Source organism: Massilia sp. MP_M2 (assembly GCF_039123635.1).
GTDB lineage: Bacteria > Pseudomonadota > Gammaproteobacteria > Burkholderiales > Burkholderiaceae_D > Telluria.
Genome location: NZ_JBCHJF010000008.1, coordinates 91,801 through 115,581 on the forward strand (window position 1 = coordinate 91,801; position 23,781 = coordinate 115,581).

General features: G+C 64.3%; 19 protein-coding genes and 4 tRNA genes. 10 read left to right on the top strand and 13 right to left on the bottom strand.

The annotated features are described in order from the left end of the window. Nucleotides 1-57: 57 nt before the first annotated feature. The 4 genes from RCH14_RS17015 to RCH14_RS17030 form a co-directional block, all read right to left on the bottom strand. Nucleotides 58-1,785, bottom strand: coding sequence for a glycosyltransferase family 39 protein (locus RCH14_RS17015; RefSeq protein ID WP_343027289.1), 1,728 nt, complete (start codon nucleotides 1,783-1,785; stop codon nucleotides 58-60). Beyond that, a complete protein-coding gene (locus tag RCH14_RS17020; protein WP_343027290.1) occupies nucleotides 1,757-2,461 on the bottom strand; it encodes a VTT domain-containing protein in 705 nt (234 codons plus the stop codon). The genes RCH14_RS17015 and RCH14_RS17020 overlap by 29 nt, the downstream gene beginning before the upstream one ends. After that, complete coding sequence (locus RCH14_RS17025; protein WP_343027291.1) at nucleotides 2,458-3,222, bottom strand: glycosyltransferase family 2 protein; 765 nt, start codon at nucleotides 3,220-3,222, stop codon at nucleotides 2,458-2,460. The genes RCH14_RS17020 and RCH14_RS17025 overlap by 4 nt, the downstream gene beginning before the upstream one ends. Before the next feature lie 194 nt (nucleotides 3,223-3,416). Continuing rightward, a complete protein-coding gene (locus tag RCH14_RS17030; protein WP_343027292.1) occupies nucleotides 3,417-4,106 on the bottom strand; it encodes a hypothetical protein in 690 nt (229 codons plus the stop codon). Nucleotides 4,107-4,343: 237 nt separating this feature from the next. Between RCH14_RS17030 and RCH14_RS17035 the strand changes: the two genes are divergently transcribed. The 3 genes from RCH14_RS17035 (at nucleotide 4,344) to RCH14_RS17045 (ending at nucleotide 7,782) form a co-directional block, all read left to right on the top strand. Further along, a complete protein-coding gene (locus tag RCH14_RS17035; RefSeq protein ID WP_343027293.1) occupies nucleotides 4,344-5,618 on the top strand; it encodes a histidine kinase in 1,275 nt (424 codons plus the stop codon). Further along, nucleotides 5,615-6,385 (top strand): LytTR family DNA-binding domain-containing protein, encoded by a 771-nt coding sequence (locus RCH14_RS17040; RefSeq protein ID WP_343027294.1) that lies wholly within the window; start codon nucleotides 5,615-5,617, stop codon nucleotides 6,383-6,385. Before RCH14_RS17035 ends, RCH14_RS17040 begins: the two co-directional genes overlap by 4 nt. Nucleotides 6,386-6,480: 95 nt before the next feature. Continuing rightward, entirely contained in the window at nucleotides 6,481-7,782 is a 1,302-nt protein-coding gene (locus RCH14_RS17045; protein WP_343027295.1) for an NAD(P)/FAD-dependent oxidoreductase, read from the top strand. Between the two features lie 92 nt (nucleotides 7,783-7,874). Here RCH14_RS17045 and RCH14_RS17050 read toward each other — a convergent pair whose 3' ends face one another. Next, on the bottom strand, nucleotides 7,875-8,594 hold the full coding sequence (locus tag RCH14_RS17050; RefSeq protein ID WP_343027296.1) for a histidine kinase: 720 nt from the start codon (nucleotides 8,592-8,594) through the stop codon (nucleotides 7,875-7,877). Between the two features lie 192 nt (nucleotides 8,595-8,786). Between RCH14_RS17050 and RCH14_RS17055 the strand changes: the two genes are divergently transcribed. The 3 genes from RCH14_RS17055 (at nucleotide 8,787) to RCH14_RS17065 (ending at nucleotide 11,021) form a co-directional block, all read left to right on the top strand. Continuing rightward, nucleotides 8,787-9,266 carry a hemerythrin domain-containing protein gene (locus tag RCH14_RS17055; RefSeq protein WP_343027297.1) on the top strand — a complete coding sequence of 160 codons (480 nt, stop codon included), beginning with the start codon at nucleotides 8,787-8,789 and terminating at the stop codon, nucleotides 9,264-9,266. 239 nt (nucleotides 9,267-9,505) lie between these two features. Continuing rightward, complete coding sequence (locus RCH14_RS17060; RefSeq protein WP_343027298.1) at nucleotides 9,506-9,925, top strand: hypothetical protein; 420 nt, start codon at nucleotides 9,506-9,508, stop codon at nucleotides 9,923-9,925. Nucleotides 9,926-10,073: 148 nt separating this feature from the next. Next, the gene (locus RCH14_RS17065; RefSeq protein WP_343027299.1) at nucleotides 10,074-11,021 is read left to right on the top strand and encodes an IS1595 family transposase; all 948 of its coding nucleotides are present in this window, start codon (nucleotides 10,074-10,076) and stop codon (nucleotides 11,019-11,021) included. Between the two features lie 110 nt (nucleotides 11,022-11,131). On the opposite strand, the gene RCH14_RS17070 is transcribed toward RCH14_RS17065, so the two are convergent. From RCH14_RS17070 to RCH14_RS17080, 3 genes are all read right to left on the bottom strand, one after another. Beyond that, complete coding sequence (locus RCH14_RS17070; protein ID WP_343027300.1) at nucleotides 11,132-12,136, bottom strand: diguanylate cyclase domain-containing protein; 1,005 nt, start codon at nucleotides 12,134-12,136, stop codon at nucleotides 11,132-11,134. Nucleotides 12,137-12,266: 130 nt separating this feature from the next. After that, nucleotides 12,267-15,293, bottom strand: coding sequence for an ATP-binding protein (locus RCH14_RS17075; protein ID WP_343027301.1), 3,027 nt, complete (start codon nucleotides 15,291-15,293; stop codon nucleotides 12,267-12,269). Between the two features lie 161 nt (nucleotides 15,294-15,454). Continuing rightward, nucleotides 15,455-16,288, bottom strand: coding sequence for a response regulator (locus RCH14_RS17080; protein WP_343027302.1), 834 nt, complete (start codon nucleotides 16,286-16,288; stop codon nucleotides 15,455-15,457). A gap of 428 nt (nucleotides 16,289-16,716) precedes the next feature. On the opposite strand from RCH14_RS17080, the gene RCH14_RS17085 reads away from it, so the two are divergent. From RCH14_RS17085 to RCH14_RS17100, 4 genes are all read left to right on the top strand, one after another. Further along, nucleotides 16,717-18,588 carry a TonB-dependent receptor domain-containing protein gene (locus tag RCH14_RS17085; RefSeq protein WP_343027448.1) on the top strand — a complete coding sequence of 624 codons (1,872 nt, stop codon included), beginning with the start codon at nucleotides 16,717-16,719 and terminating at the stop codon, nucleotides 18,586-18,588. A 16-nt stretch (nucleotides 18,589-18,604) separates the two neighbouring features. Continuing rightward, nucleotides 18,605-19,186, top strand: a complete 582-nt coding sequence (locus RCH14_RS17090) for a YfiR family protein (RefSeq protein WP_343027303.1) — start codon at nucleotides 18,605-18,607, stop codon at nucleotides 19,184-19,186. Then, nucleotides 19,183-21,078, top strand: coding sequence for an ATP-binding protein (locus RCH14_RS17095; protein WP_343027304.1), 1,896 nt, complete (start codon nucleotides 19,183-19,185; stop codon nucleotides 21,076-21,078). Before RCH14_RS17090 ends, RCH14_RS17095 begins: the two co-directional genes overlap by 4 nt. A gap of 227 nt (nucleotides 21,079-21,305) precedes the next feature. Beyond that, nucleotides 21,306-22,274 carry an IS1595 family transposase gene (locus tag RCH14_RS17100; RefSeq protein ID WP_343027305.1) on the top strand — a complete coding sequence of 323 codons (969 nt, stop codon included), beginning with the start codon at nucleotides 21,306-21,308 and terminating at the stop codon, nucleotides 22,272-22,274. Between the two features lie 59 nt (nucleotides 22,275-22,333). Here RCH14_RS17100 and RCH14_RS17105 read toward each other — a convergent pair. From RCH14_RS17105 to RCH14_RS17125, 5 genes are all read right to left on the bottom strand, one after another. After that, nucleotides 22,334-22,410: transfer RNA gene (locus RCH14_RS17105), tRNA-Arg, on the bottom strand. 163 nt (nucleotides 22,411-22,573) lie between these two features. Continuing rightward, a tRNA-Arg gene (locus tag RCH14_RS17110) sits at nucleotides 22,574-22,650 on the bottom strand. 55 nt (nucleotides 22,651-22,705) lie between these two features. Next, a complete protein-coding gene (locus tag RCH14_RS17115) occupies nucleotides 22,706-23,374 on the bottom strand; it encodes an NUDIX hydrolase (RefSeq protein WP_343027306.1) in 669 nt (222 codons plus the stop codon). 89 nt (nucleotides 23,375-23,463) lie between these two features. After that, a tRNA-Arg gene (locus RCH14_RS17120) sits at nucleotides 23,464-23,540 on the bottom strand. A 124-nt stretch (nucleotides 23,541-23,664) separates the two neighbouring features. Continuing rightward, nucleotides 23,665-23,741: transfer RNA gene (locus tag RCH14_RS17125), tRNA-Arg, on the bottom strand. Nucleotides 23,742-23,781 lie beyond the last annotated feature (40 nt).

Sequence of the window (23,781 nt, forward strand, 5' to 3'; positions counted from 1 at the left end):
CCACGCGCGCAGGCGCGTCGTTGGCGCCCGCCGCACGCAGCGCAGGGCGCCGAGCGGCTACGGCAGGACGGCCTTGTTGACGGGAACATAGCGATAGGGTGCGCGGCCGGCAGCCCCGTCGCAGTGTGCGCGAAGCGCCGCAGCATCGAGCAGGACCCAGTCACGGCGATGGGCCTGGCCCAGCATGCGTTGCTGCGTCAGATCAAAGCAGCGCAGCGCCAGATGACCGGGGACCAGCAGCACGCGCGCAGGGGCGGCGCGCATCCAGTGCCAGGCGCTGCGCTCCTGCTCGGCCAGCGGCGCCAGATAGCTGAAATGCACCAGGGGCCGGTCGGCAAACAACAGGAACTGCTCCTTGAAGTCGAGCATGCCGACCTCTGCGTCGGGCGCGAGGCGGCGTTCGAGTTGTTGCAGGACGGCGCGCGGCGTGCGATGGGGATCGATGGTTGGCCACACCCAGAAGCCGATGTACAGCCAGCTCAAGACGCTGGCCAGGGCGAGTTGCTCGAACAGGGCGCGCGTGCGCAGCAGCAAAACGATGCCGGCCAGCGCCAGCCCGAGTAGCAGCAAGCCCGGTGCCAGTGTGGCGAGCGCTTCGGCATAGTCAGCGGCCCGGGATGGCAGCCGGTCCGGCGCCAGCAGTGCAACGGCCGCCAGCGACGTCAACAGCAAGCCCATCAGCAGGAGCGCGGCGCGCAACAGCAGCGCCGCAGCGCGGCGGCCCTGAAGGGGTACCTGTTCCCAGACCCAGGCGAGCGCCAGCGCAAACATCGGCAGCGCGGGCAGGATGTACACCTCGCGCTTGCCGGGGCTGGCCGAAAAGAACAGCAGCACCAGCGCTACCCAGCTCAGCAGGACGCGCAGCGCCGCGCTCGACGGCCACAGGCGCTTGATGCTGCGCATCTGCAGCAGGAACAACGCGACCAGCGGAAACCACATGCCTGGCAGCGCCGTCGTCAGGTAGTAATGCCACGGCTGGATGTGGTGCCATGCATGCGCATAACGCTCGGCGGTCTGCCTGAACAGGATGTTGTCGCGGTAGGCCAGCAATTCAGGGCTGTGCACGCGCTCGGTGACGAGCCACATCGGCGCCAGCCACAGCGCGAGCGTGCCCAGCATCAGGACGGGGCCCCACCATGCGCGCAGGCGCCAGGCAGGGCGGCCGGACCCGTCGGCGCAAGCGCGCCAGACGGCCAGCGGTATCAGCATCAGTACGGGGAGAAAGCCCACGCCTTTTGTCATGATGCCCAGTGCCATCGCCACCCAGCTGGCCGCATACCAGCCCCAGGCGGGGCCGATCAAAAAGTGGCGGACCAGGCCGTAGCAGCCCAGCGTGATCCAGAAGCAGAGCACCGCATCGATTTGCGCGCCCTTGGCCTGCAGCAGGAACTGCGGTGTGAACACGAGGGCCAGTACCGCCGAGCGCGCAACGTTTTCTCCCCACAGGCGGCGCCCCAGGTCGAAGACCAGCCACAGCGTACCCAGTCCCGCCAGTGCACTGGGCAGCAGAAACGCGATCTTCAATTGTCCGGTGAGCCCGTAGAAGAGGGCGATCAGCCACATGAAGAGCGGCGGCTTGTCGGGATAGAATTCGCCGCCACGCGTGGGGAACAGCCACTGGCCCGAGTCCACCATTTCACGGGCAACCTGGGCAAAGCGCGGCTCGTCGGCAGGCCATGGGGCGCGCAGTCCGATGCCGGCGAACAGGGCAACGATCGTCAGCGCAACGATCCATGGCCACCAGCTGGCCGCTGGCCTAGGATTGCCGGTGTCTGGGTATGGCATGGGTTTGTCCCCGGATTTCGTGCAGGCGCTGCTTGAAGCCGTGGTGGTAGAGGTACAGCGCAAGCCCCGTGGACAACGCCAGCGTCAGCAGGCTGAGCCAGATCTGCTGCTCGTCGTGCAAGGCCAGCCCTGCGCCTGCAAAGCTGAACAGCAGCATTTGCGGCAGGTAGCCCAGCAGGCTGCCCCAGAACACCGCCGGCATACTCAGCCGGGCCAGCGCCACGGCGATATTGGTTGCCAGGTTGCTGCCAACCGGCATCAAGCGTACCGTGCAGATCCACAGCCAGGTGTCCTGGGCAAGCAGGCGGCGGACGAAGGCGACCTGCTCGCCATAGCGCGTACCGATCCAGTGCATGCCGATCGTGCGCACGCAGCAGATCACGAGCAGGGCGCCGAAGCCGGTCAGTGCGGTGCTCAGCAATGCACCAGGCAGACCACCGATCAGGCAACCACAGGCAAACGCGAGCAGCTGGCGCGGGCCGCCAAGTGCGGTGTAGACGATGCCGGCGGTCGCAAGAATGGGCCAGGCAAGCGCCGGGTGACGCTCGAACAAGCGGGTCAGCAGATCGAGTTCGGTGAACGCGCCCCACCACTGGAAATGGAGCGAGACGACGCCGAGCGTCAGTACGCCCGTCAGCAGCAGCGGCTTGACCAGCAATGCCAGTGCAGGTTTCAATGCCGCACTTCCATGCGGTCGATCAGCGGCAACTTGCTGCGACGGATCAGCCAGTTCACGCCCCACATGTCGACGATGCCCACCCACAGCCGGTTCCAGGCAGTGTATTTGGACACGCCGGCGGTACGGTGGCGGTGACGCACCGGCACGATGGCGATCACGCCGCCCAGACGCTTGACCAGCGCCGGCACGAAGCGGTGCATATGGTCGAAATACGGCAGGCACAGCCAGGTCGCGCGCGGTACCAGCTTGAGACCACAGCCGGTATCGGGCACCCCGTCGTCGAGTATGCGGCGGCGCACGGCGTTGGCAATGCGCGACTGGATCTTTTTCCAGCGCGTATCGCGCCGGTCGTGGCGAAAGCCGGCAATGCAGAAATGCCGGTGCGTCTCGCTCAGGGTCAGAGCCCGTGCCACCAGCGCCGGAATGTCGGCCGGGTCGTTCTGGCAGTCGCCATCGATCGTGACGAGAAAACGCCCGGTAGCGTGGCGTGCTGCGGTCCACAGGGCGGTGCTTTGCCCTTCACTGCGTGCATGGCGGATCAGCCGCGCGGGCAGGCCCCACTGCTGGCAATGCTGCAGGAATACCGCGCCCGTGTCGTCGTTGCTGCCATCGTCGACCAGCACGACCTCGTGGGTCAGATGCCCGGCGAGGGCGTGATGGATCTCGTCCACCAGACGCCCGATATTGCCGGCTTCATCCTTTGCCGGAATCAGTACCGACACCAGCCACGGGTGCTCGTCGCTCGCTTCGTCAGCCATATCGCGCAATCTCTTCAAAAAGAGCGCAGAAAAAAACCTGCGCATCATGTTCTGCAAGAATTCTGGATAACGGCGTCCGTGCTGGCTCGCTACGGATGGGCTGTCAATACAGCGCAGTGTACGGGTTCATGATCACCTTGGGAAGTAACAGTCGATGGCAAGCGCCTTTGGTCGGGAAGGCTGTTGTGAGAACGTCAGAAGCGGTACGAGACGCTGGCGCGCAGCACGGGGAAGAACTTGTGATCGGCCAGTTCGTTCGTCAGGCGCGCTTCTTCGACGGCAACGTCGCGCGCCAGCACGGCGCACACGGCCTGCGATGTGCGGCAGCCGCGGCTGATCAGGTCGACCTGGGCCTTGCCCTGGTAGAAGGCGCCGATGTCGGCGCTGACGTTCCAGCGTTGGTTGGGCGTGAGGGCATTGCCCCAGCCAATGCCAACATACGGGGCAGCCTTGCGGAAGTCGATGTCGCCGTCGAGCGTGCCGACGTCTGCCGCATTGTAGCTTTGGCCATTGATCAGGTATCGACCGTTGCTGTTCGGCCGCGCCTTGGCCGTTACTTCATTGCCGTTGTAGACCACGCCGGCGGTGAGGCGGAACTGGGTGTCGGTGAAGGCATACCAGTCGAACAGCGCGTCGAACGTCTGCAGCTTGGCGTCGGCGTCGTAATCGATGTTGCCCGAACGCTGGTCGAAGTCATGCTTGTAGTAATTGATGCCGAAGCGGCCATTGAGCGTGCGTTCCATTGGCACGACCAGATGTACGCCGGCGCCGGTCGTGCCCAGGCTGGCCGTGACGCCAACACCGATTTGGGCGTGGGCGGACGAGGCAGCCACGGTTGCGGCAAGGGTGGCGGCAATGGCGACGATGGTGCGTGGGAATGACATCTTGATGACCTTTCTGTGGGGAAGCGGAACGCGGAAAGGCGCGATTGTACGACCGGGGCGCGTCCAGAGCCTCAGCAAAATTGTAATGCAGCGTCTTGGCAACGCCCGGTGACGCCCGCTTTCAATGCCGGCCACGCCGGTTTCGTCGGCGCAGCCACGGCTCCGTCGCATAATGCTGTTTTACAAGCAATCCCTTGCTTAAGCTGACACCATTCTTCAACACTTGAAAGACCCATCATGATGTCGAGTTTCTTCCACCATGGCCGCCTGGTCGTTGCCTGGAGCGCGGTGTACCTGGCGCTGAGTATTATTATCAGCGAAACCGTGCTGGACGGTTTCGATCTGAACATCGAGGGGTATGTGGTGCTGTGCGGGTTTGCATTGGCCGGCTGGGTGCTGTTGACCGCGTTCTCGCACATCCGCCGCGTACGCCTGGTGGCTGGCACGGTGAACGCCGCCACGCTGGCAAACCGCCAGCGGCGCCAGATCGAGATCCCGTTCGAGGCGGGCGAAGCGTTCGACATGATCGACGCCACGATCCGCGAACTGCCGGGCGTGACTGGCGTCGACAGTGCCCGCGACAGCCTGCAGGTGCGCGCCAAGGTCGAGCGCACCGACCCGTATGGTGGCAATGCATCGGCCGGCGCCGCGCTGGCCCGCCTGTCGACCTGGCGCAACCAGATCCGCGCCACGATCACGCCCAATGGCGACGCAGCCGGCAGCGTGACCTTGATCTGCGAACCGGAAGACCCGGCCTGGATCGACTGGTTCCTGGTGGACGGGGGCAGCAACCTGGAAACCGCCGATGCCATCGTGCGCGCCATCACGCGCCGCATCGCCGAGCGGCGCCGCCTTGAAACGCAGGCCGTGCGCGAGAGCGCGACCGAGAAGGAATTGACGGTGGCGCGCCTGAACCTGCTGCACGCCCAGGTCGAGCCGCATTTTTTATACAACACGCTGGCCAGCGCCCAGGTGCTCACGCGCACCGATCCGGCGCGCGCCGACGCCATGCTGGGTAACCTGATCCAGTACCTGCGCCACTCGCTGCCGCGCACCGAGGATGCGCCGTCGACGCTGGGCGAAGAACTGGAACGGGTGCGCGCCTACCTTGATATCCTGGCCATCCGGATGGGGCCGCGCCTGGCCCTGCAGGTGGATGTGCCGGACGAACTGCGCCGGCTGGTGTTTCCGCCGATGATGTTGCAGACGCTGGTCGAGAACGCCATCAAGCACGGGCTGGAACCCAAGCCGGGCGGGGGCACGGTCTGGATCCTGGCGCGCGCGATCGACAATGCAGCGGCCGTCACGGTGGCCGACGACGGCCGCGGTTTCTCGCTCGAGACGGCCGGCACGGGCATTGGCCTGCGCAATGTGCGCGAGCGCCTGCGCCTCGGCTACGGCAGCATGGCAAGCTTTGCCATCGTCGCCAACTTCCCGAGCGGCGTGGCCGCCACCATCACGGTGCCGCTGGCGCTGCAGGGCGCGGGCGTGCGCCCGGGAGTGCAGCCATGACCCGCTGCGTGATTGCCGAAGACGAACTGCTGCTGCAGGAAGAGTTGATCAAGCAGTTGGGCGAGGTGTGGCCGGGCCTTCAGATCGTGGCCGCCTGCGACGATGGCGGCAGCGCGCTCGATGCGATTGCCACCCACCAGCCCGAGGTCGCGTTCCTCGACATCCGCATGCCTGGGCTGTCGGGCCTGGAGGTGGCCTCGAGCGTGCTGGCAGCGGGCTTGCGCACCGAGATCGTGTTCGTGACGGCCTATGACCAGTATGCGCTCGACGCGTTCGACCGCGGCGCCGTCGACTACCTGCTCAAACCGATCGGGCGCGAACGGCTGGCTGCGACCGTGGGCCGGCTGCGCGAGCGGCTGGCGCGCGGTGTGGCGGATACGACACAACTGGCCGCGCTGCTGGCACGCCTGCAGACGGTCGCGCCGCCGGCGCCGCGCGCCCAGCCACTGGTCTGGCTGACGGCCAGCCGCGGCATCGAGACGCGCCTGATCCTGGTCGACGACGTGGCATATTTCCAGTCCGATTCGAAGTACACGGTGGTGATGACGGCCGAAGGCGAATCGCTGCTGCGCACGCCAATCCGCGACCTGCTCGCGGCGCTCGACCCGGCCATGTTCCGGCAAGTGCACCGCTCGACGATCGTGAATCTGCGCGCCGTCGCGGGCGTCACGCGCGACGACAGCGGCAAGGGCATCATTCGCCTTCGCAACCGGCCCGAGACGCTGACGGTCAGTCAGCCGTTCATGGCGCTCTTTCGTCACATGTAGGGACAGGCCAGCGCGCACCACGTTGCCGTAGTAAAATCTCAGATGGCCATCGGGCCGGCGTTGTTGCCGGACGGGGCATCAAGAAGGAGGCAAGCTTGCGTAGCGATATCGTGATCGTGGGTGGCGGCGCTGGCGGTCTGGAGCTGGCATGCAAACTGGGCCGTAAACTCGGCCCGACGAAGGTGACGCTGGTCGACAGCCGCCTGTACCACATCTGGAAACCGTCGCTGCATGAAGTCGCGGCGGGCACCCTGGACATCCACCAGGAAGGTCTGTCGTACGCGATGCTCGCGCACGACAATGGATTTAATTTCGTGCTCGGTCCGATGACCGGGCTGGACGAAGCCGGCCAGGCGATCGAGATCGGGGCCGTGTATTCCGCTACCGAGCACGACGAAGTGCTGCCGGCGCGTCGCCTGGTCTACACGTCGCTCGTGATCGCGGTGGGCAGCACCTCGAATTATTTCGGTGTGCCGGGCGCGCAGGAACACTCGATCTCGCTCAATGCCACCGAAGACGCGGAACGCTTCCGCCTGCGCATGCTGCGCCTGATGCTGGCGGTCGAGCAGCAGCGCGAAGAGGGCCGTGAAACGGGCCTGGACGTGGTCATCATCGGCGGCGGCGCGACCGGCGTCGAGCTGGCCGCCGAACTGCGCGAAGCGTCGGGTGCGTATGCCCGCTACGGCTTTGCGCGCATGGACGTCAAGCGCGATGTGCGCATCACGATCCTCGAAGGCGCGCCGCGCATCCTGGCCCCGCTCCCCGAGCGCGTGTCGAATGCAGCGCTGGGCCTGCTGAACAAGCGCGGCATCCGCGTCGTCAGCGATTGCCGCGTCACGGCCATCGAGAGCGACAAGATCCTCGATGCGAACGGCAATGTGTACCCAGCCGACCTGTGCGTGTGGGCAGCGGGCATCCGCGCGCCGGAAATGCTCGGCAAGCTCGGTCTGCAAACCGCGCGCGGCGGTGGCCTGGATGTCGATTCCCACCTGCGCGTCAAGGGCGCCAAGGCGATCTGGTCGCTGGGCGACTGCGCGGTCTGCATCGACGGCAACGGCTTGCCGGTGCCGCCACGCGCGCAGGCGGCGCACCAGCAGGCCGATTATCTGGTGACGACCTTCCTGCGCATGGACAAGGGCCAGCCGGCCGTGACCAAGCCCTACGAGTACCGCGATTACGGCTCGCTCGTGTCGGTCGGCCAGAACACCAGCGTTGGTAGCCTGATGGGTTCACTGCGCGGCGCGACCTGGTTCGTGCAGGGCGGCATCGCGCGCCTGATGTACGCCAGCCTGCACCTGATGCACCACCGGGCCGTGATGGGCATCACCCGCACCGGCCTGCTGGCGGTGGCGCGCTTCCTGATCCGGCGCAGCACGCCGCTGGTCAAGCTGCACTGACCGGGTAGGCGCGGGGACGGAAACGACAACGGCGGCCACTGGCCGCCGTTTTACTTGTATCGTTGCGTCGATGCTTGCTTCGGGCGCTGCCCTCAGGCCGGCAATTCGCGCGGCAGCGTCATCTGCAGCATCGCGCCGCCGTGTTCGGTGCGCACGAGGATCAGGTTGCCGCCAAGCGTACGGGCGCGTTCGCGCAGCAGGCGCAGGCCATGGCGCTCGCTGGCGGCCAGCGCGTTAGCGGCAGGGCCGACGCCATCGTCGCGCACCGTCAGCATGGCCATCTCGCCATCGTCGTCCAGGATCACGTCAACGCGCGTGGCCTGCGCATGGGTGGCTGCGTTGCGCAAGCCTTCCTCGGCGCAGCGCAGCAGCAGCACGGCATGCTCGCGCGACCAGGTGCCGTCTTCCTCCGGCAGGCTGGCCTGCGCCTTGATGCCGTGCTCGGCACCGAATTCGGGCACCAGCTCGGACAGCGCCGTGCGCAACCCGAGAAACTCGAGCTTGTCATTCCACAGCGCGAGCTGCATCTGGCGGTTGGTCTCGATGACGCCACCGAGCAGGAGTTTCATTTGCGCCGCGCGGTCACGCAGCGCCTTGTCCTCGGCCGGCAGGCGTTGGGTGAGCAGGGCAAGGTGCATCGTCAGGGCCGTCATCGACGAACCCAGGCTGTCGTGCAGCTGGCGGGCAAGCTGACGACGCTCGTGGTCCCAGCTGTTGGCCAGCCAGGACACCATGTCGGAGAGTTCAGCAGTACGCGCCGCGACCAGGCGTTCCAGCTCCGGGTCGGGATGCGGTAGGACCGGTTCAGTCATCAGGGTCTCAATTAAATGTTTCCCAAATCATACAACAATTGTCATTTATCCGGCGCGCATCGGGTGCAGCAAGTGCGGTGCGCCGTGTTGAAGCCGAGTGTTAGGTCGCGAACAGTGTGAATGGCGCGTCAAGCTCACTCTGACAATGTGACCAAGGCGTCATCATTCGACCAACAATACGGGGGAAATTCCATGACCAAAGCAACGACCAAAAAGACGAGCGGTGCGCAGGATGCGCTGGACCTTCTTAAAAGTCAGCACGACGAAGTGAAAGACATGTTCGACAAGTTCGAAGAACTGGGCGAGCGCGCGCTCGTCAGCAAAAAGAAGCTGGCCAACGAGATCTGCGAAGCTTTGATCATGCACACGACGATCGAGGAAGAAATCTTCTATCCAGCGCTGCGCAAAACGTCCAAGGAAATGGAAGACATGCTCGACGAAGCATTCGTCGAACACGCGTCGGCCAAGGGTCTGATTGCACAGGTGCAAGAGATGGAGCCAGATGCCGACTACTACGATGCCAAGGTGAAGGTGCTGGGCGAATACGTCTCGCACCACGTCGAAGAAGAAGAGGATGAAATGTTCCCCAAAGTACGCAAGCTGGATCTCGACCTGAACGCCATGGGCGCTGAGATGGCGGCCCGCCGCGACGAGATTCTCGCCACTGTCTAAGGTAACGCGGCACGACTGGCCGGCCTTCCCGGGGCCGGCTTTTTTACGCCTGTGAGCCCGGCACGCGCAGGATCACGGGTCATCCATCCGACGCGAGCTCAATACCATATTACAAATAAATCAATTGTGCAGAAGACCAAGACGTTCGCTGCCGCACATACGTGCTATTGCCGGTATGCGATATTGAAAGCTAGCCGGTTCCATCGAGGACGGGAGCGTGATACAAGAGAGGACACACCATGAATATCGATACGATCGTAAATGAGCAGTTCCGTGGCAAGACTTTCCGCGAATTGGCCGACGCGCCATTGTCGGCACTGCGCGGCATCGGCGAGCAGCAGGCCAGTGCGCTGGCCGATGCGCTGGGCGTGAAGACGATTGGCGACCTGGCAAGCCTGCAGGCGGTCAACTTTGCTGTTGCGATCAAGGCGCTGGCCGGCAGCGAGACGCAGTCGAGCAAAGAGCAGGCCGAGCAGACCTTGCTCGATGACGCAGTCGAAATGACGTTCCCGGCAAGCGATCCGATTTCGGTTGATGCCGGCATTACCCGCATCGAAGTACCGCCCGAGATGGTCGACGCAGGTCGTGATCACCAGCACGCGCGTTCGATCGAAGAAACCAGCACGATTCGCGATTGCCCGCCAGCTGAAAAGCGTTAAGCACGCGGCAGGGCAAGCTTGAGCAGGCCACGGAATCCAGGTTCCGTGGCCTGTTTTTATTGGCGCAGTCAACGTTAAATAGAGACCGGCTTTGAACTGACGCGCACTCCAGTGGTCCAAACCCGGTCCCCAGCGTCAGGAGTCGATCATGAAAGCGCCACGTTTCAAGGGTTGGTTCGCAAAACTGCCTTCTCTCAACCAGCCGCAGCGTCGGCAAGTGCTTGACGCCCTGCACCCTGCAGCCGGGCTCGATCAGGTGGTCGCGCTCATCACCGAGGTCAGGGAGCCAGGCCGCTGCTGCCCCAGATGCGACAGCAAGCGCTGCTACCGGCACGGGTTCGCCAACGACTTGCAGCGCTACCGCTGCTGTGCCTGCGGTCGCACCTTTAACGACCTGACCGGCACGCCGCTGGCGCGGCTCAGGCTCAAGGCCAAATGGCTCGCCTATTCGCAGGTGCTGCTCGATTCACTGCCCGTGCGCAAGGCCGCAGATCGTATCGGGGTACACCGCAACACGGCCTTTCGCTGGCGCCACCGCTTCCTGCATTGGGTCAAGCTCGACCGGCCCGCAGCCCTCAATGGCATCGTCGAGGCTGACGAAACATGTCTGCTCGAATCTCAAAAAGGTTCGCGTACGCTCGATCGGCCACCGCGCCGTCGCGGCGGCCGCGCCGCCAAACGGGGCATTTCCAGCGAACTCGATTGCATCCTGGTCGCGCGCGACCGCGAGGGGCGCACCATTGATGCCGTGACCGGCCGCGGGGCGCTCACGGCCGCACAACTCGAGCGTGACTTACTGCCCAGGCTGGATCCGCAGGCATTGCTGGTCAGTGACAGCCATGCTGCCTACCGCGTCTTTGCGCGCAAGCACAGCATCGCGCACGAAACGGTCAATGTGCATGCCGGTGTGCGTATGAGGCGTCTGGGGAACCTCGCGATCCACGTGCAGAACGTGAACGCTTATCAAGCGCGTTTCAAGGCCTGGTTGCAGCGCTTTCATGGCGTGGCGTCGCGCTACCTGCCCAATTACCTGGGCTGGCGCTGGGCGCTGGGCGCTGGATGGCCAGAGGGCTATTTCACCAGAACAGTTGCTTAGTGTTGCCATCAGAGTCATCAACAGATAATGCTGACTGAGCCTATAGAAAAACCGGGACTCTCGCTTGCGCGAGAGCCCCGGTCGGTCGTCAGGTGAAAGAAGGTAACGTGTCAGCGATGCGGCGTTGCCAGCTCGGGAACGGACGTCGCCATTGGCGCGCCAGTGGTTTTGGACGCCGCCTGCCGGTTCGCTGCTGGTGAGCAGAAACGGTTCTTGCCGGCGCGCTTGGCTTCGTACAGTGCGTAGTCGGCGATATTGATCAGGGCATCGACCGATTCGGCATCATCGGGATAAATGCTGATGCCGATCGACGTCGACAGGCGCAGCGTCAGATCGTTGATGAAGAATGGCTCGGACAACGATTCGACCAGCTTGGCCGCCGGGCCCTGCGCGTCGACCAGACCTTGAATATCGCCCAGTACGACCATGAATTCGTCACCACCCAGGCGGGCAACCGTGTCTTCCTTGCGCGAGCTGGCCAGCAGTCGTTGCGAGACGGCCTTCAGGATTTCGTCACCGTAAGCGTGGCCGTAGGTGTCATTGATCGCCTTGAAACCATCCAGGTCGAGATACATGATCGCGGCCTTGGCGTGGGTACGGTTTGCATGCTGCAGCGCTGTTTCGATGCGGTCTTCCAGCAGCCGGCGGTTCGGCAAGCCGGTCAGGGCGTCGTGCAGGGCAAGCTCCTGCTGGGCTTTGGAATACTGTGCCAGCTCCTTGTACAGCAGGCGAACTTCGAGCATGTTGTGGATGCGCTTGTGCACCTCGAGCAGGTCGAATGGTTTGCTGATGAAATCGCGGGCGCCCGCTTCAAGAGCGGCAATCTTGAAACTTGGCTGGGCGGTCAAGGCCAGCACGGGCAGATAGCCACCCTGTTCAATTTCCTTGAGGCCCTTCATGACCTGAAAACCATTCAGACCAGGCATTTGCAGGTCGAGCAGGATGATGTCGTAATTGTGTTCGCGATGGAGCGGGCACACCTGCTCCGGCAGCATGGTCGAGCTGACGCAGGTATAGCCTTCTTCGCGCAATATCTCTTCCATCAGCTCGATATTGTCGGGCGAATCGTCTACCACCAGAATTCTGGCGTTCAAAATGTCTTGTCTGCTCGGCATGCTTATCTCTTTATCGAAACTGGGCGGCGCCCCATTTCGGGGTGGAATCGAACGATACCTTACCTCTATTTAGTGTAGCAAGGACCATAAAATTTCTTGTAGGACAGCGCCGCGTCGGAAGGTAGGAACATCATCGACTATGGCCGCGGCCGCTTTCGGCGAGCAATGGGATCGCTGAGGGCATGCTGACCATGCCGATTGCCGCCATCAATTCGCTCTGTTCGACCGGTTTGGACACATGCGCCGAGAAGCCGGCCTCGAGTGCCCGTAATCGGTCTTCGGACCGCGCGAACGCGGTCAGCGCAATGGCCGGGATCAGGCCGCCGGCATCGCGCGGCAGGGCGCGGACCCAGGCGAGAAACTCGAGGCCGTTCACGTCAGGCATCCCGAGATCGCTGATCAAGAGGTCGGGCGGGCTCGCGCGCAACTGCGCCATCGCGTCCTGCGCACTGCCGGCCAGGCGCACGTTGGCATGGCAATCGGACAGGATGCGGGCAATCAGTTCGCGCGCATCGCGGTCATCGTCCACGACCAGCACCGACATGCCGCGCATATCGCGCACTACTGGCTCGGGCGCTGCCTGTGAGGCGGCGGGAAAGATGGCCGACGCGGCGTCCGGCAGTGAGCCGGCGGCGCTGTCGGCCGAACGGGACGCACGCGGCATGCTCGACAGCGCCGCCGGCAGCTCGAGCGTGAAGCTGGCGCCCTTGCCGAGGCCGGCACTCTCGACGCGCACTGTTCCGCCATGCTGCTCGATCAGGTGTTTCACGATCGACAAGCCCAGCCCCAGACCGCCATGGCTACGCGTCATCGAGGCATCGCCCTGGCGGAAGCGCTCGAACACGTGCGTGATGAATTCGGGTGCGATGCCCACGCCCGTATCGCGGATCGTGATCGCCACCTGGTCGTCGTGGTAGTCCAGTTCGATCGTGACCAGCCCATCGCGGGGCGTGAACTTGATCGCGTTCGACAGCAGGTTCCAGACCACCTGCTGCAGCCGCCCCGGGTCGCCCGCAACGGAAGGGATGGCAATGCCGTCGGGATAGCGGCGTTCGATGTGGATACCCTTGGCGTCGGCTGCCGGGCGCACCGTTTCAATCGCGGCGTCGATGAAGCTGCCCGGGGCCAGCGTCTGCATATCGAGCAGCACCTTCCCGGACGTGATGCGGCTCATGTCGAGCAAGTCTTCGATCAGTTGCGCCTGGGCGCGCGCATTGCGCTCGATCGTCGACAGGCCGCGCTGCAGGTCGGCGCCATCGCGGCTGCCGCGGCGCAGCACCTGCGACCAGCCGAGAATGGCCGACAGCGGTGTGCGCAGTTCATGCGACAGCGTGGCCAGGAATTCATCTTTCATCTGGCTGGTGCGCTCGGCTTCGGCGCGCGCTTCGCGTTCGTTTTCAAGCAGCACCTTGCGTTCTTCGGCGGCGCGGCTGGCCACTTCGTACAGGCGGATATTGTCGACCGCAATCGCGGCCTGGGCCGCAATGCCGCTGACGATGCGCTCGCTGCGCTCGGTAAAAACATGCGGTTCAGGGTGGCCAAAGAACATCGTGCCGAGCAGCTCGCCCGAGCGCGCCATGACCGGCACGGTCAGGTAGCTGCGCACCGACGGGTGACCGCCCGACAGGCCGAATTGCAGCGCGCCCCTGGCCCGGGCTGGATCGGCCGCCAGGTCGCTTACGCGCTGCAGGCCGCCGGCGCGCAGGCCCGGGCCGAACAGTGCGCTGGCGCCCGGTTCGGCGAAGTCCTGGAACTGGGCCGACGTGGCGCCCGACAGCGTGTACAGCGAAAACAGGGTGCCTTCGCCATCTTGCCCGTAATGGACAAAGGCGGCGTAACGGGCGCCGCAGACACCGCCGGCGACATCGGTGGCAGCCTGCATGAGAGCGCGCAGATCGCGCGTCGAGGCCAGCATGCTGCCAGTATTGTTGAGAAGTTCGAGCACGTGCGATTCGTCGCGCAGCGCCTGCTCGGCGCGCTTGACCTGGTCGACGTCGGTGTTTGTGCCGAACCAGCGCACGACGTTGCCGTCGCGGTCGTGCACTGCTTCGACCCGTGTCAGGAACCAGCGGAAATTGCCGTCGGCGCCGCGAATCGGAAATTCCATCTCGAACGCGGTACCGGTACGCACCGATTCATCCCAGTGTTCGAGCACTGCCGGCAAGACCGCCGGGTCGTATACTTTTTTCCAGCCCCAGCCCGTCGATTCTGCGGGCGTGATACCCGTGTAGTCGTACCAGCGCTCGTTGAACCAGACGATGGCGCCGTCCGGATCGGCCATCCATGCCAGTTGGGGAATGGTGTTGGCCAGCGCGCGCAATTCTTCTTCGCTCTGGCGCAGATGGTCGTCGGCCGCGCGCCGCGCGCTGATGTCCTGGGCCATGCCCGTCATGCCCAGGACGCCGCCGCCGTCGATGGCAGCCGCGTAGTCGGGGCGGCCAATGAGTGCCACGCAGCACGCCGCGGCGCCGGGCAGATTGGCCGGCGCGAGCAGGCGGCATTCGAGATCAAGGTCGGTGCCCTGAGAAAACGCGGCCAGTACGGCGCGCCGCACAACCTTGCGGTCTTCGCGTTGCAGGCGCTCGCGCAGGCGTGGCCATGCCAGCGCGACGCCGGTCGGCACGCCGAGGATCTCGGCGGCGCGCGGCCCGAACGTGACGCGATCGGTGGCGGCATCCCAGCGCCAGTCGCCCAGTCGCCCGGCCGCGATTGCCAGTTGCAGGCGGTTGTTGTTGTCGATCAGCGCCTGCTGGTCGAGTTTGCGCGCCGTGATGTCCTGGAAATACAGGGTCAGGCCTTCGGGGGAAGGGTAGACCCGCATGTCGAGCCAGGCGTTCAGGCGGCGGTAATAGAACTCGCGATTGACGGTAACGCGCTGCTCCATCGCGCGCACGCAATCGAGGGCGACCGTCGTGCCGTGCAAATCCTCGAACTCGTCCCACAGTTTGGCCCCCACGAGGTCGCCACGGCGCTTGTTGAGCGGCTCGACCATCTGCAGGGCGCGGCCATTGATGTAGGTGATGTGCCAGTCGCGGTCGACCGCGCAAAAGCCGTCGGTCAGGCTTTCGAGCATGTTTTCCATGCGCTCGGTGGCGCGCTGGAGCGCCTCTTGCGCGGCGACCAGGTCTTGGCCGGACACGTCGCGGGCAAAGCTCATGCCGGCCTCCGGAGGTGGCGCACGATGCGACTGACGTGTTGTGATGAAGGGTTCATGCCGGGGATGCCATGCGCCCGAAGCCGGGCAGGATGCGTTTCATTGTAGACCAGCCGGGCGGGTCCGACTCACACTTTGTGAGCGCGGACCGTGGCGCCCGTCCGTCAGCGTCGGCCCGGGTGACGCACTACCTTTGCCAGCGCATCTTGCAACTGGTCGATTTCGTACGGTTTTTGCAGCGACTGGTACGGGAACTCGAGGTGACGCAGCAACGTATCGCCGTAGCCGGACGCGAAGATGATCGACAGCGCCGGGTCGTCGTTGATGGCGCGCTGCACCAGTTCGACACCTGACATGCCTGGCAGGCTGACGTCGGAAAACAGGACGTCATAGCGCTGGCGTGCCAGCAGTGTCAGGGCCTCGTCCGGATGCGCCACGCCGTCGGCTTCGTGGCCGAACGCCTTGAGCATTTCGCACACCAGATATTGCGAGTCGATATTGTCTTCGACGACCAGGATGCGCAGGCCAGCAGCGTCTACCGCCTCTTGCACCGGCTGTACGGTGGCCGGGGCGAGCGCGATCTGCACGCCGCGTACGGCGCCGGTTTCGTCGCGCACCGGAGACAGGCGCAGGTCGAAACGATTCTCCGCGCCGCCGTCGAGGCGACGGAAGGTCAGGGCGGTGTCGGCCAGCACGCCGGCTTCACCGCGCCATGCCGCAGCCAGCGCCGCGCCGGCCGCAGCCATTGGTGGTGGCATGACCGGCGGCACGGAGCCGCCGGGCACACGGCCATAGCCGGGGCCGGCCAGCGCGGCATATGCCTCGTTGAAGACCAGGACCGTTTCGGGTCCCCATACCAACAGGGTCGGGAGCGGGGAATTGAGCAACAGGTCGCTGCACAGCCGCAGTGGCAGCGGCCAGCGGGCGGCGTCGCCCAGGGCAGTAGCGCTCCAGTCATAGGAAGCGGTGCTCCGGGCGGAAAGGTCGAGGTCGGGCATGGATTGTTGTAAAAACGAAAAGATGGGCGGCATCCTACACCAAACGGGGTACACCTGCTCGGGCAAGCGTGCGCGCTTGCCCAGGCTACATTGGCGCGTAGCGACAGCACGAATTGACAAGGGAGTCGCCCAAGTGCGCCGTATAGCACACGCGACGCGGGCAAAAAAAAGCCCGCTTCGTGAGAATCGGGCTAAATCTATTTTCTGGGAAGAGAATAGAGGAGACAGTGCAATCATGCTGCACTGCGTCAAATCAGTCCAATTTATATTTCCAATAACAGTCATTGTTTTAATCAATATCCCTGACTCTTGTCAAGGACTGCACTGTCGCGTGTGCGCACTTGGTGCAAGCGAGAAAATGTTCTACGATGGCAACTATGCCACCTTTTTCGTTGTACGTTTGCGCAGTTGCCGCATTGTTGTCGACCATGGTTTGCCTCGATGCACGCGGACAGGACGATGCGGGCGCGCTGCCGTGGGCTGATTACTCGCTCGAGCAATTATCCGAGATCGCCGTGACCTCCGTATCGCGCCAGAGCGAGCCGCTGGCGCGCGCGGCGGCGTCGGTATTCGTGATCAGCGCTGCGGACATCGCCCGCTCGGGCGCCACGACGCTGCCTGAAGTGCTGCGCCTGGCACCGAATCTGCAGGTCGCACGGGTCAATACCCATGAATACGCGATCAGCGCCCGCGGGTTCCTGTCGCCCCAGGCCAACAAACTACTCGTCATGATTGATGGACGCAGCGTGTATTCGCCGCTGTTTTCCGGTGTGATCTGGGAAATGCAGGATGTCGGGCTGGAAGACGTCGCCCGCATCGAGGTCGTCAGCGGGCCGGGCGGCACGGTGTGGGGCACGAATGCGGTCAATGGCGTGATCAATATCATCACACGCAGCGCGGCCGAGACCCACGGCGGCGTGGTCACGGCGTATGCCGGGCCGGATGAGCACGGCGCCGGTGTGCGCTACGGCGGGCAGTTCGGGAACGGCCCGCACTGGCGCGTGTATGCCAGGCAAACCCGGATCGAGGCCGATCGCAGCGCGCCGGCCTCTGGCGCCGACAATCGCATGGCGCGCGAGCAGGCCGGTTTTCGTCTCGACTGGGAAGGCGTTCAGCACGATGTAACGCTCAGCGGTGATGTGTACGACGGGCGACTGCGCAACATCTTCCTGTTGGCGGGCGGGACGATGTCCGGCGCCAATCTGCGGGCAGAGGTCCAGCGCGATCTTGCCGCTGCCGGCCAATTGCGCATGCATGCCTGGCTCGATCACACGCGGCGCAGCAAGCCGGGCGTGGGCATGCAGCAGATCGACACGGTTGATCTCGAGGCCCAGCACCTGTTGCGCCTGGGTGCGCATGGCATCACGTGGGGCGGCGGCTATCGCCACAGCCGCGACCAGATCGACGGCGGCCCCGTGTTGCGTTTCACACCGGCGCGCCGCAACCTGCGCTGGTCGCACCTGTTCGTCCAGGATGAACTGGCCTTGACGCCGACGCTGCGGGCCGTGGCCGGGGTACGTGTCGAACACAATGTGTATACGGGCAGCGAGCTGCTGCCGAATCTGCGGCTGGCATGGGACGCGAAGGATCAAGCGACGCTGTGGGCGGCGCTGTCGCGCACGGTGCGTGCGCCGTCGCGCATCGACCGTGATTTGTTCGTCATCAATCCGGCCGCACCGCGCCAGTTCCTGATTGCCGGCGGTGCCGACACGGTGGCGGAAACGGCGCGCGTCGCCGAACTGGGGTACCGCGGCCAACCCATGCCGACGCTGTCGTATTCGGCCACGCTGTTTTATACCGACTTCGAGCGGCTGCGTTCCCTGGAGCCTGCAGCGCGCGGCGGGCAGTTGCCATACGTCATCAGCAGCCTGGGCAAGGTCAATTTGCGGGGCATCGAATTCTGGGCCAGCTGGCAGGCCGCGCGTGGCTGGCGCCTGCACGCCGGCGGTGTTCTGCAAGACGTGGACATGGGGCGCGAGCCTGCCAGTCGCGACACCACAGGGCTGTCCGGCCTGGGTGGCAACGACCCCAACCTGACCTGGACCTTGCGCAGCGCGCACGACTTGAGCGAGCGCATCTGGGCGGATTTTTCACTTCGTTATGTCGCACGGCTGCCGCAGGTGGCCGTGCCAAGTTATCATGAGCTCGACGCGCGTATGGCCTGGCAAGTGCATCCCGATCTCGAGCTGGCCCTTGCCGGGCGCAATCTGTTGCATGCCCGGCACGTCGAATTCGTCGTGGCAGGTAGCCGCCAGTTGAGCGAACGCACGGTGTTTGCCAGTGCCACGCTGCGTTTTTGACGTGCGAATGGATTTCATGACTATCAATCAACCAGCTTGTCTGCAGCGCCGCAAGGCGTGCCTGGCCTTGATGCTGCCCCTGTTGGCCGGCGTCGGCCGGCCTGCGCACGCGCTCGATGCCGACGCTGCGCCCGCACTCGAGCGACGCGTCAAGGCAGCTTTCCTGTACAAGTTCCTGGGCTATGCTGATTTTCCGGCCGGCTCGTTTGCCGACGCGACCACGCCGGTGAGCATCGGCGTGGTCGGCGCCGACAACGTGGCGGCCGAGCTGACCCGGATCGCCGCCGGCCGTATGGTGGCCGGTCGCATGATCACGGTGCGCGCGCTGCGCGAGCAGGATCTGGCGCAGCCGCTGCACGTGTTGTTCGTCGCCGGCCAGGATGACGCGCGCGCCGCGCGCCTGCTGCGCGCGGCCAATGCGCTCCTGACCGTGACCGAATGCGACGGCGGCCTGCGCAGTGGCAGCATCATCAATTTTACGATCGTCGACGATCGGGTACGTTTTGACGTGTCGCTCGATGCGGCGGAAAAGAAGAATGTCAAGCTCAGTTCGCGCCTGCTGACGGTGGCGAACCGCGTGCAAAAAGGAGCCTCATGATGTCAATGCACGATACCGGCTCCGTGCGCAGCAAATTGATCCTCATGGCGGTGTCCACCACCGCAGTGGCGTTGCTGTGCGCGGGAATCGCCATGCTGTTGCTCGACCTGCGCACCTTCCAGCGCTACTGGATCGACGACCTCACGACCCAGGCCGATATTGTCGCCAGCGTCACTGCGCCTGCGGTGTCGTTCAATGACCCGGCCGACGTCGCACAGAGCCTGACCCTGCTGCGGGTACGCCCGCAAATCGTCGCCGCCGCGGTGTTTACTGTCAATGGGACGCGCTTTGCTACCTACGTGCGGGCCGGCGTCAAGGCCAACCTGCCCGAGCGGCCCGAGCCGGCCGGTTACCGCATCGAGCGCGGCGAGGTCGTCCTGTACCGCGACATTGTCGAAAATGGCGACCGGGTCGGCACCGTCTATCTGCGCTCGCGTTACGGCGTACTGGACCGGGCCCTGAGCTACGGTGCGATCCTGGGGGGCGTGCTGCTGGGCGCACTCGTGATTGCCGCCGTCGTGGCCTCGCGCCTGCAGGCCTCGATCACGCGGCCGCTCGAAGCGGTGACCGATATCGCGCGCCAGGTCATGCTGCGCCGCGACTTCAGCCTGCGCGTGCCGGGCCACCAGAAGGGCGAGATCGGCGTGCTGGTCGAGGCCTTCAACGACATGCTGGCCGAGATCGGCCGCCGGTCGGACGCGCTGCAGACGGCGAATCGCACGCTCGGGCACGAAATGGACGTGCGCCAGAAGGCCGAGGATGCGCTGATCCTGGCCGACCGCCGCAAGGACGAGTTCCTCGCGACGCTGGCGCACGAACTGCGCAATCCGCTGGCGCCAATTCGCACCGGCCTGGATATCCTGCGCATTCGCAGCGGCGATGCCCAGGCCACGCAGCGCGCCACCGACATCATGGAGCGCCAGCTGCGCCAGATGGTGCGTCTGGTCGACGACCTGCTCGACGTCTCGCGCATCAATACCGGCAAGTTCACGATCAAGATGGGCCGCGTGGAACTCAAGGCCGTCGTCAACGATGCGCTCGAGGTGGTGCGCTCGTACATCGAGCTGCACGGTCACGAGCTGGTGCTTGAACTGCCCGACCGCCCCGTGTTCCTGCACGGCGACGCGACGCGGCTGGCCCAGGTGCTGTCGAACTTGCTCAACAATGCGGCCAAGTACACCAACCGGGGCGGGCGCGTGGTGCTCAAGGGCGCAGTGGACGAGAACACCCTGATCCTCGAAGTGGCCGACACCGGCATCGGCCTGGCGCCGGAGATGCTCGACTCGGTGTTCGACATGTTCGTGCAGGTCGACTCGACGCTCGAGCGCAGCAATGCCGGCCTGGGCGTGGGCCTGTCGCTGGCGCGCAAGCTCGTCGAACTGCATGGTGGCACGATCACCGCGCACAGCGAAGGCCTCGGCCATGGCAGCCGCTTCGTGGTGCGCCTGCCGATCGTTGTTGAACCGGAGCCGCCCACCAAGCCGACGCCGGCGGCATTCATCAGCGCCGAGAGCTACCGCATCCTGCTGGCCGACGACAACGTCGACTTCGTCAACAGCATCGGCGCGCTGCTCACGGCCATGGGGCACAGCGTGGTCATCACGCACAACGGGCCCGATGCGCTGGCCGCCGCCGCGCGGTTCTGCCCTGATTACGCCTTCCTCGATATCGGCCTGCCGCATATGTCCGGTTACGATCTGGCGCGCGGCATCCGCCAGCTGCCAACCGGCGCCCTGACCGTGCTGATTGCCGTCACGGGCTGGGGCCAGGAGAAAGACCGCCAGCTGGCGTTCGAGTCCGGATTCGACCATCACATGGTCAAGCCGGTGCGCTTCGAGCAGATCGAGGAAATCCTGGGCAGCCGCAGCATCATCAAGAAGCTGCGTACCTGAGTGCCGGGTCATCTGGAGGGCAGGGCAAGCCTGTGCTCAGATGGCCTGGTTGACATCGAAGGGTGGCGAATGACGGCGGCGATCTCGTTCTGGGCGCTTGCGTGGACGGCCAGCGTGAGAATCGGAAACGCAAAGAAAAAGGCGCAGTCAACGTTAAATAGAGACTAGCCTTGAACTGACGAGCACTCCAGTGGTCCAACCCCTGTCCCCAGCGTCAGGAGTCGACCATGAGAGCGCCACGTTTCAAGGGCTGGTTCGCAAAACTGCCTTCGCTGAACGGGCCGCAGCGTCGGCATGTGCTTGACGCCCTGCATCCTGCAGCCGGGCTCGATCAGGTGGTTGCGCTCATCACCGAGGTCAGAGCGCCAGGCCGCTGCTGCCCCAGATGCGGCAACGAGCGCTGCTACCGGCACGGGTTCGCCAACGACTTGCAGCGCTACCGCTGCTGCGCCTGCGGTCGCACCTTTAACGACCTGACCGGCACGCCGCTGGCGCGGCTCAGGCTCAAGGCCAAATGGCTCGCGTATTCGCAGGTGCTGCTCGATTCACTGCCCGTGCGCAAGGCGGCAGATCGTATCGGGGTACACCGTAACACGGCCTTTCGCTGGCGCCACCGTTTCCTCCATTGGGTCAAGCTCGACCGACCCGCAGCCCTCAATGGCATCGTCGAGGCTGACGAAACATGTCTGCTCGAATCACAAAAAGGTTCGCGCACGCTCGATCGGCCACCGCGCCGCCGCGGCGGCCGCGCCGCCAAACGGGGCATTTCCAGCGAACTCGATTGCATCCTGGTCGCGCGCGACCGCGAGGGGCGCACCATCGATGCCGTGACCGGCCGTGGAGCCCTCACGGCCGCACAACTCGAGCGTGATTTGCTGCCCAGGCTGGATCGGAAGGCGTTGCTGGTCAGTGACAGCCATGCTGCCTACCGCGCCTTTGCACGCAAGCACAGCATCGCGCACGAGACGGTCAATGTGCATGCCGGTGTGCGTATGAGGCGTCTGGGGAACCTTGCGATCCACGTGCAGAACGTGAACGCCTATCACGCGCGTTTCAAGGCCTGGTTGCAGCGCTTTCATGGCGTTGCGTCGCGCTACCTGCCCAATTACCTGGGCTGGCGCTGGGCGCTGGATGGAGAGCGGGTCATTTTGCCAGAGCAATTGCTTAGCATTGCCATCAGCGTCATCAACAGGTAATGCTGACTGCGCAAAGAAAAATGGCTCAGAATTTCTTCTGAGCCATTCTCTTGAAACTTTGGTGCGGCTGGCAGGAATCGAACCCACGACCCCTTGGTTCGTAGCCAAGTACTCTATCCAGCTGAGCTACAGCCGCCCGAAGCACGCATTATAGCAGCATGTACCTGATTGGCAAAGTCTGCCGTGTTGCAAGGTGGTCGCATGCAGGAAAATGCGTCGGCTAATCTACAAGCAGGAAAAACGGACACGCAAAAGAAAAATGGCTCAGAATTTCTTCTGAGCCATTTTCTTTGAAACTTTGGTGCGGCTGGCAGGAATCGAACCCACGACCCCTTGGTTCGTAGCCAAGTACTCTATCCAGCTGAGCTACAGCCGCCCGAGGCACGCATTATAGCGGAGTGAGGTAATCTTGGCAAACCCGGTTCAAGAGATTATGTTGCCGGCATCGGCGCCACGCCCGGTTCGCCGGCAAGTGCGCGTCTCAGGACGTCGATGATCGCCGCATCGTGCGGGTTGCCCAGCACCGTTTCCAGCAGCGCGATCGGTACCAGGTGCACGGCCTGGCTTTCCCATCCCATCAGCGCAGGATTGCCGCCCAGGCGCCGCGCCAGGTAGTAGCGCGTTACCGTTTGCGTGCGCCGGCAATCGACCAGGTGCCGCACGATCTGCACGCGCAGGCCGGACTCTTCGAACGCTTCGCGGATCGCCGTTGCCTGCAGGCTGATGTCGGGATCGACGCGGCCTTTCGGGAAGGTGGCGTCATACCCGCCAAAGCGGTTCGATGGTGCCACGGCCCACACGCGGCCATCGTCTTCCACGATCACCGCGCCTGCAGCCGGCGCAAACGCCGCCGGCACGACAAAGGGTGGCTCGTCGATGGTGGCCTGGCCACAGACCGTTTGCCAGTCGGCGTTGCCGACCGGAAGATCGACCCATGGCGCAAACGGCACGGCGTTCAATGCGGCGGGCAGGGCGCCGAGCGGGATCACGGTGGCGACGCTGGCCGGGTCGTGCCAGGCGGAGGTGGCCGTTGGCGTCGACGGGTGCGCAAGACGCACCGGCGCACCATGCTCATCGGGTTGGGGATGGAAGGTGGTCATCGTTGGGGAGGATGTTGGGCGTAGTGTCAAACACGCGCCCAAAAGCAATAAGGGCACTTCTTGCGAAGTGCCCTTATCTTGAAAAGGTTTGGTGCGGCTGGCAGGAATCGAACCCACGACCCCTTGGTTCGTAGCCAAGTACTCTATCCAGCTGAGCTACAGCCGCCCAATGCCAGTATTATAGCGGGCGCTGAGCATCTTGCAAAGACTGATTATTCACTCGTCATTGCCGATACCAACGGCGCGCAAGAAAAAAGGCCAGATCTCGCGATCTGGCCTTTCGTATTTTCTGGTGCGGCTGGCAGGAATCGAACCCACGACCCCTTGGTTCGTAGCCAAGTACTCTATCCAGCTGAGCTACAGCCGCCCGAGGCACGCATTATAGCAGCGACATTTTATTTCTGGAA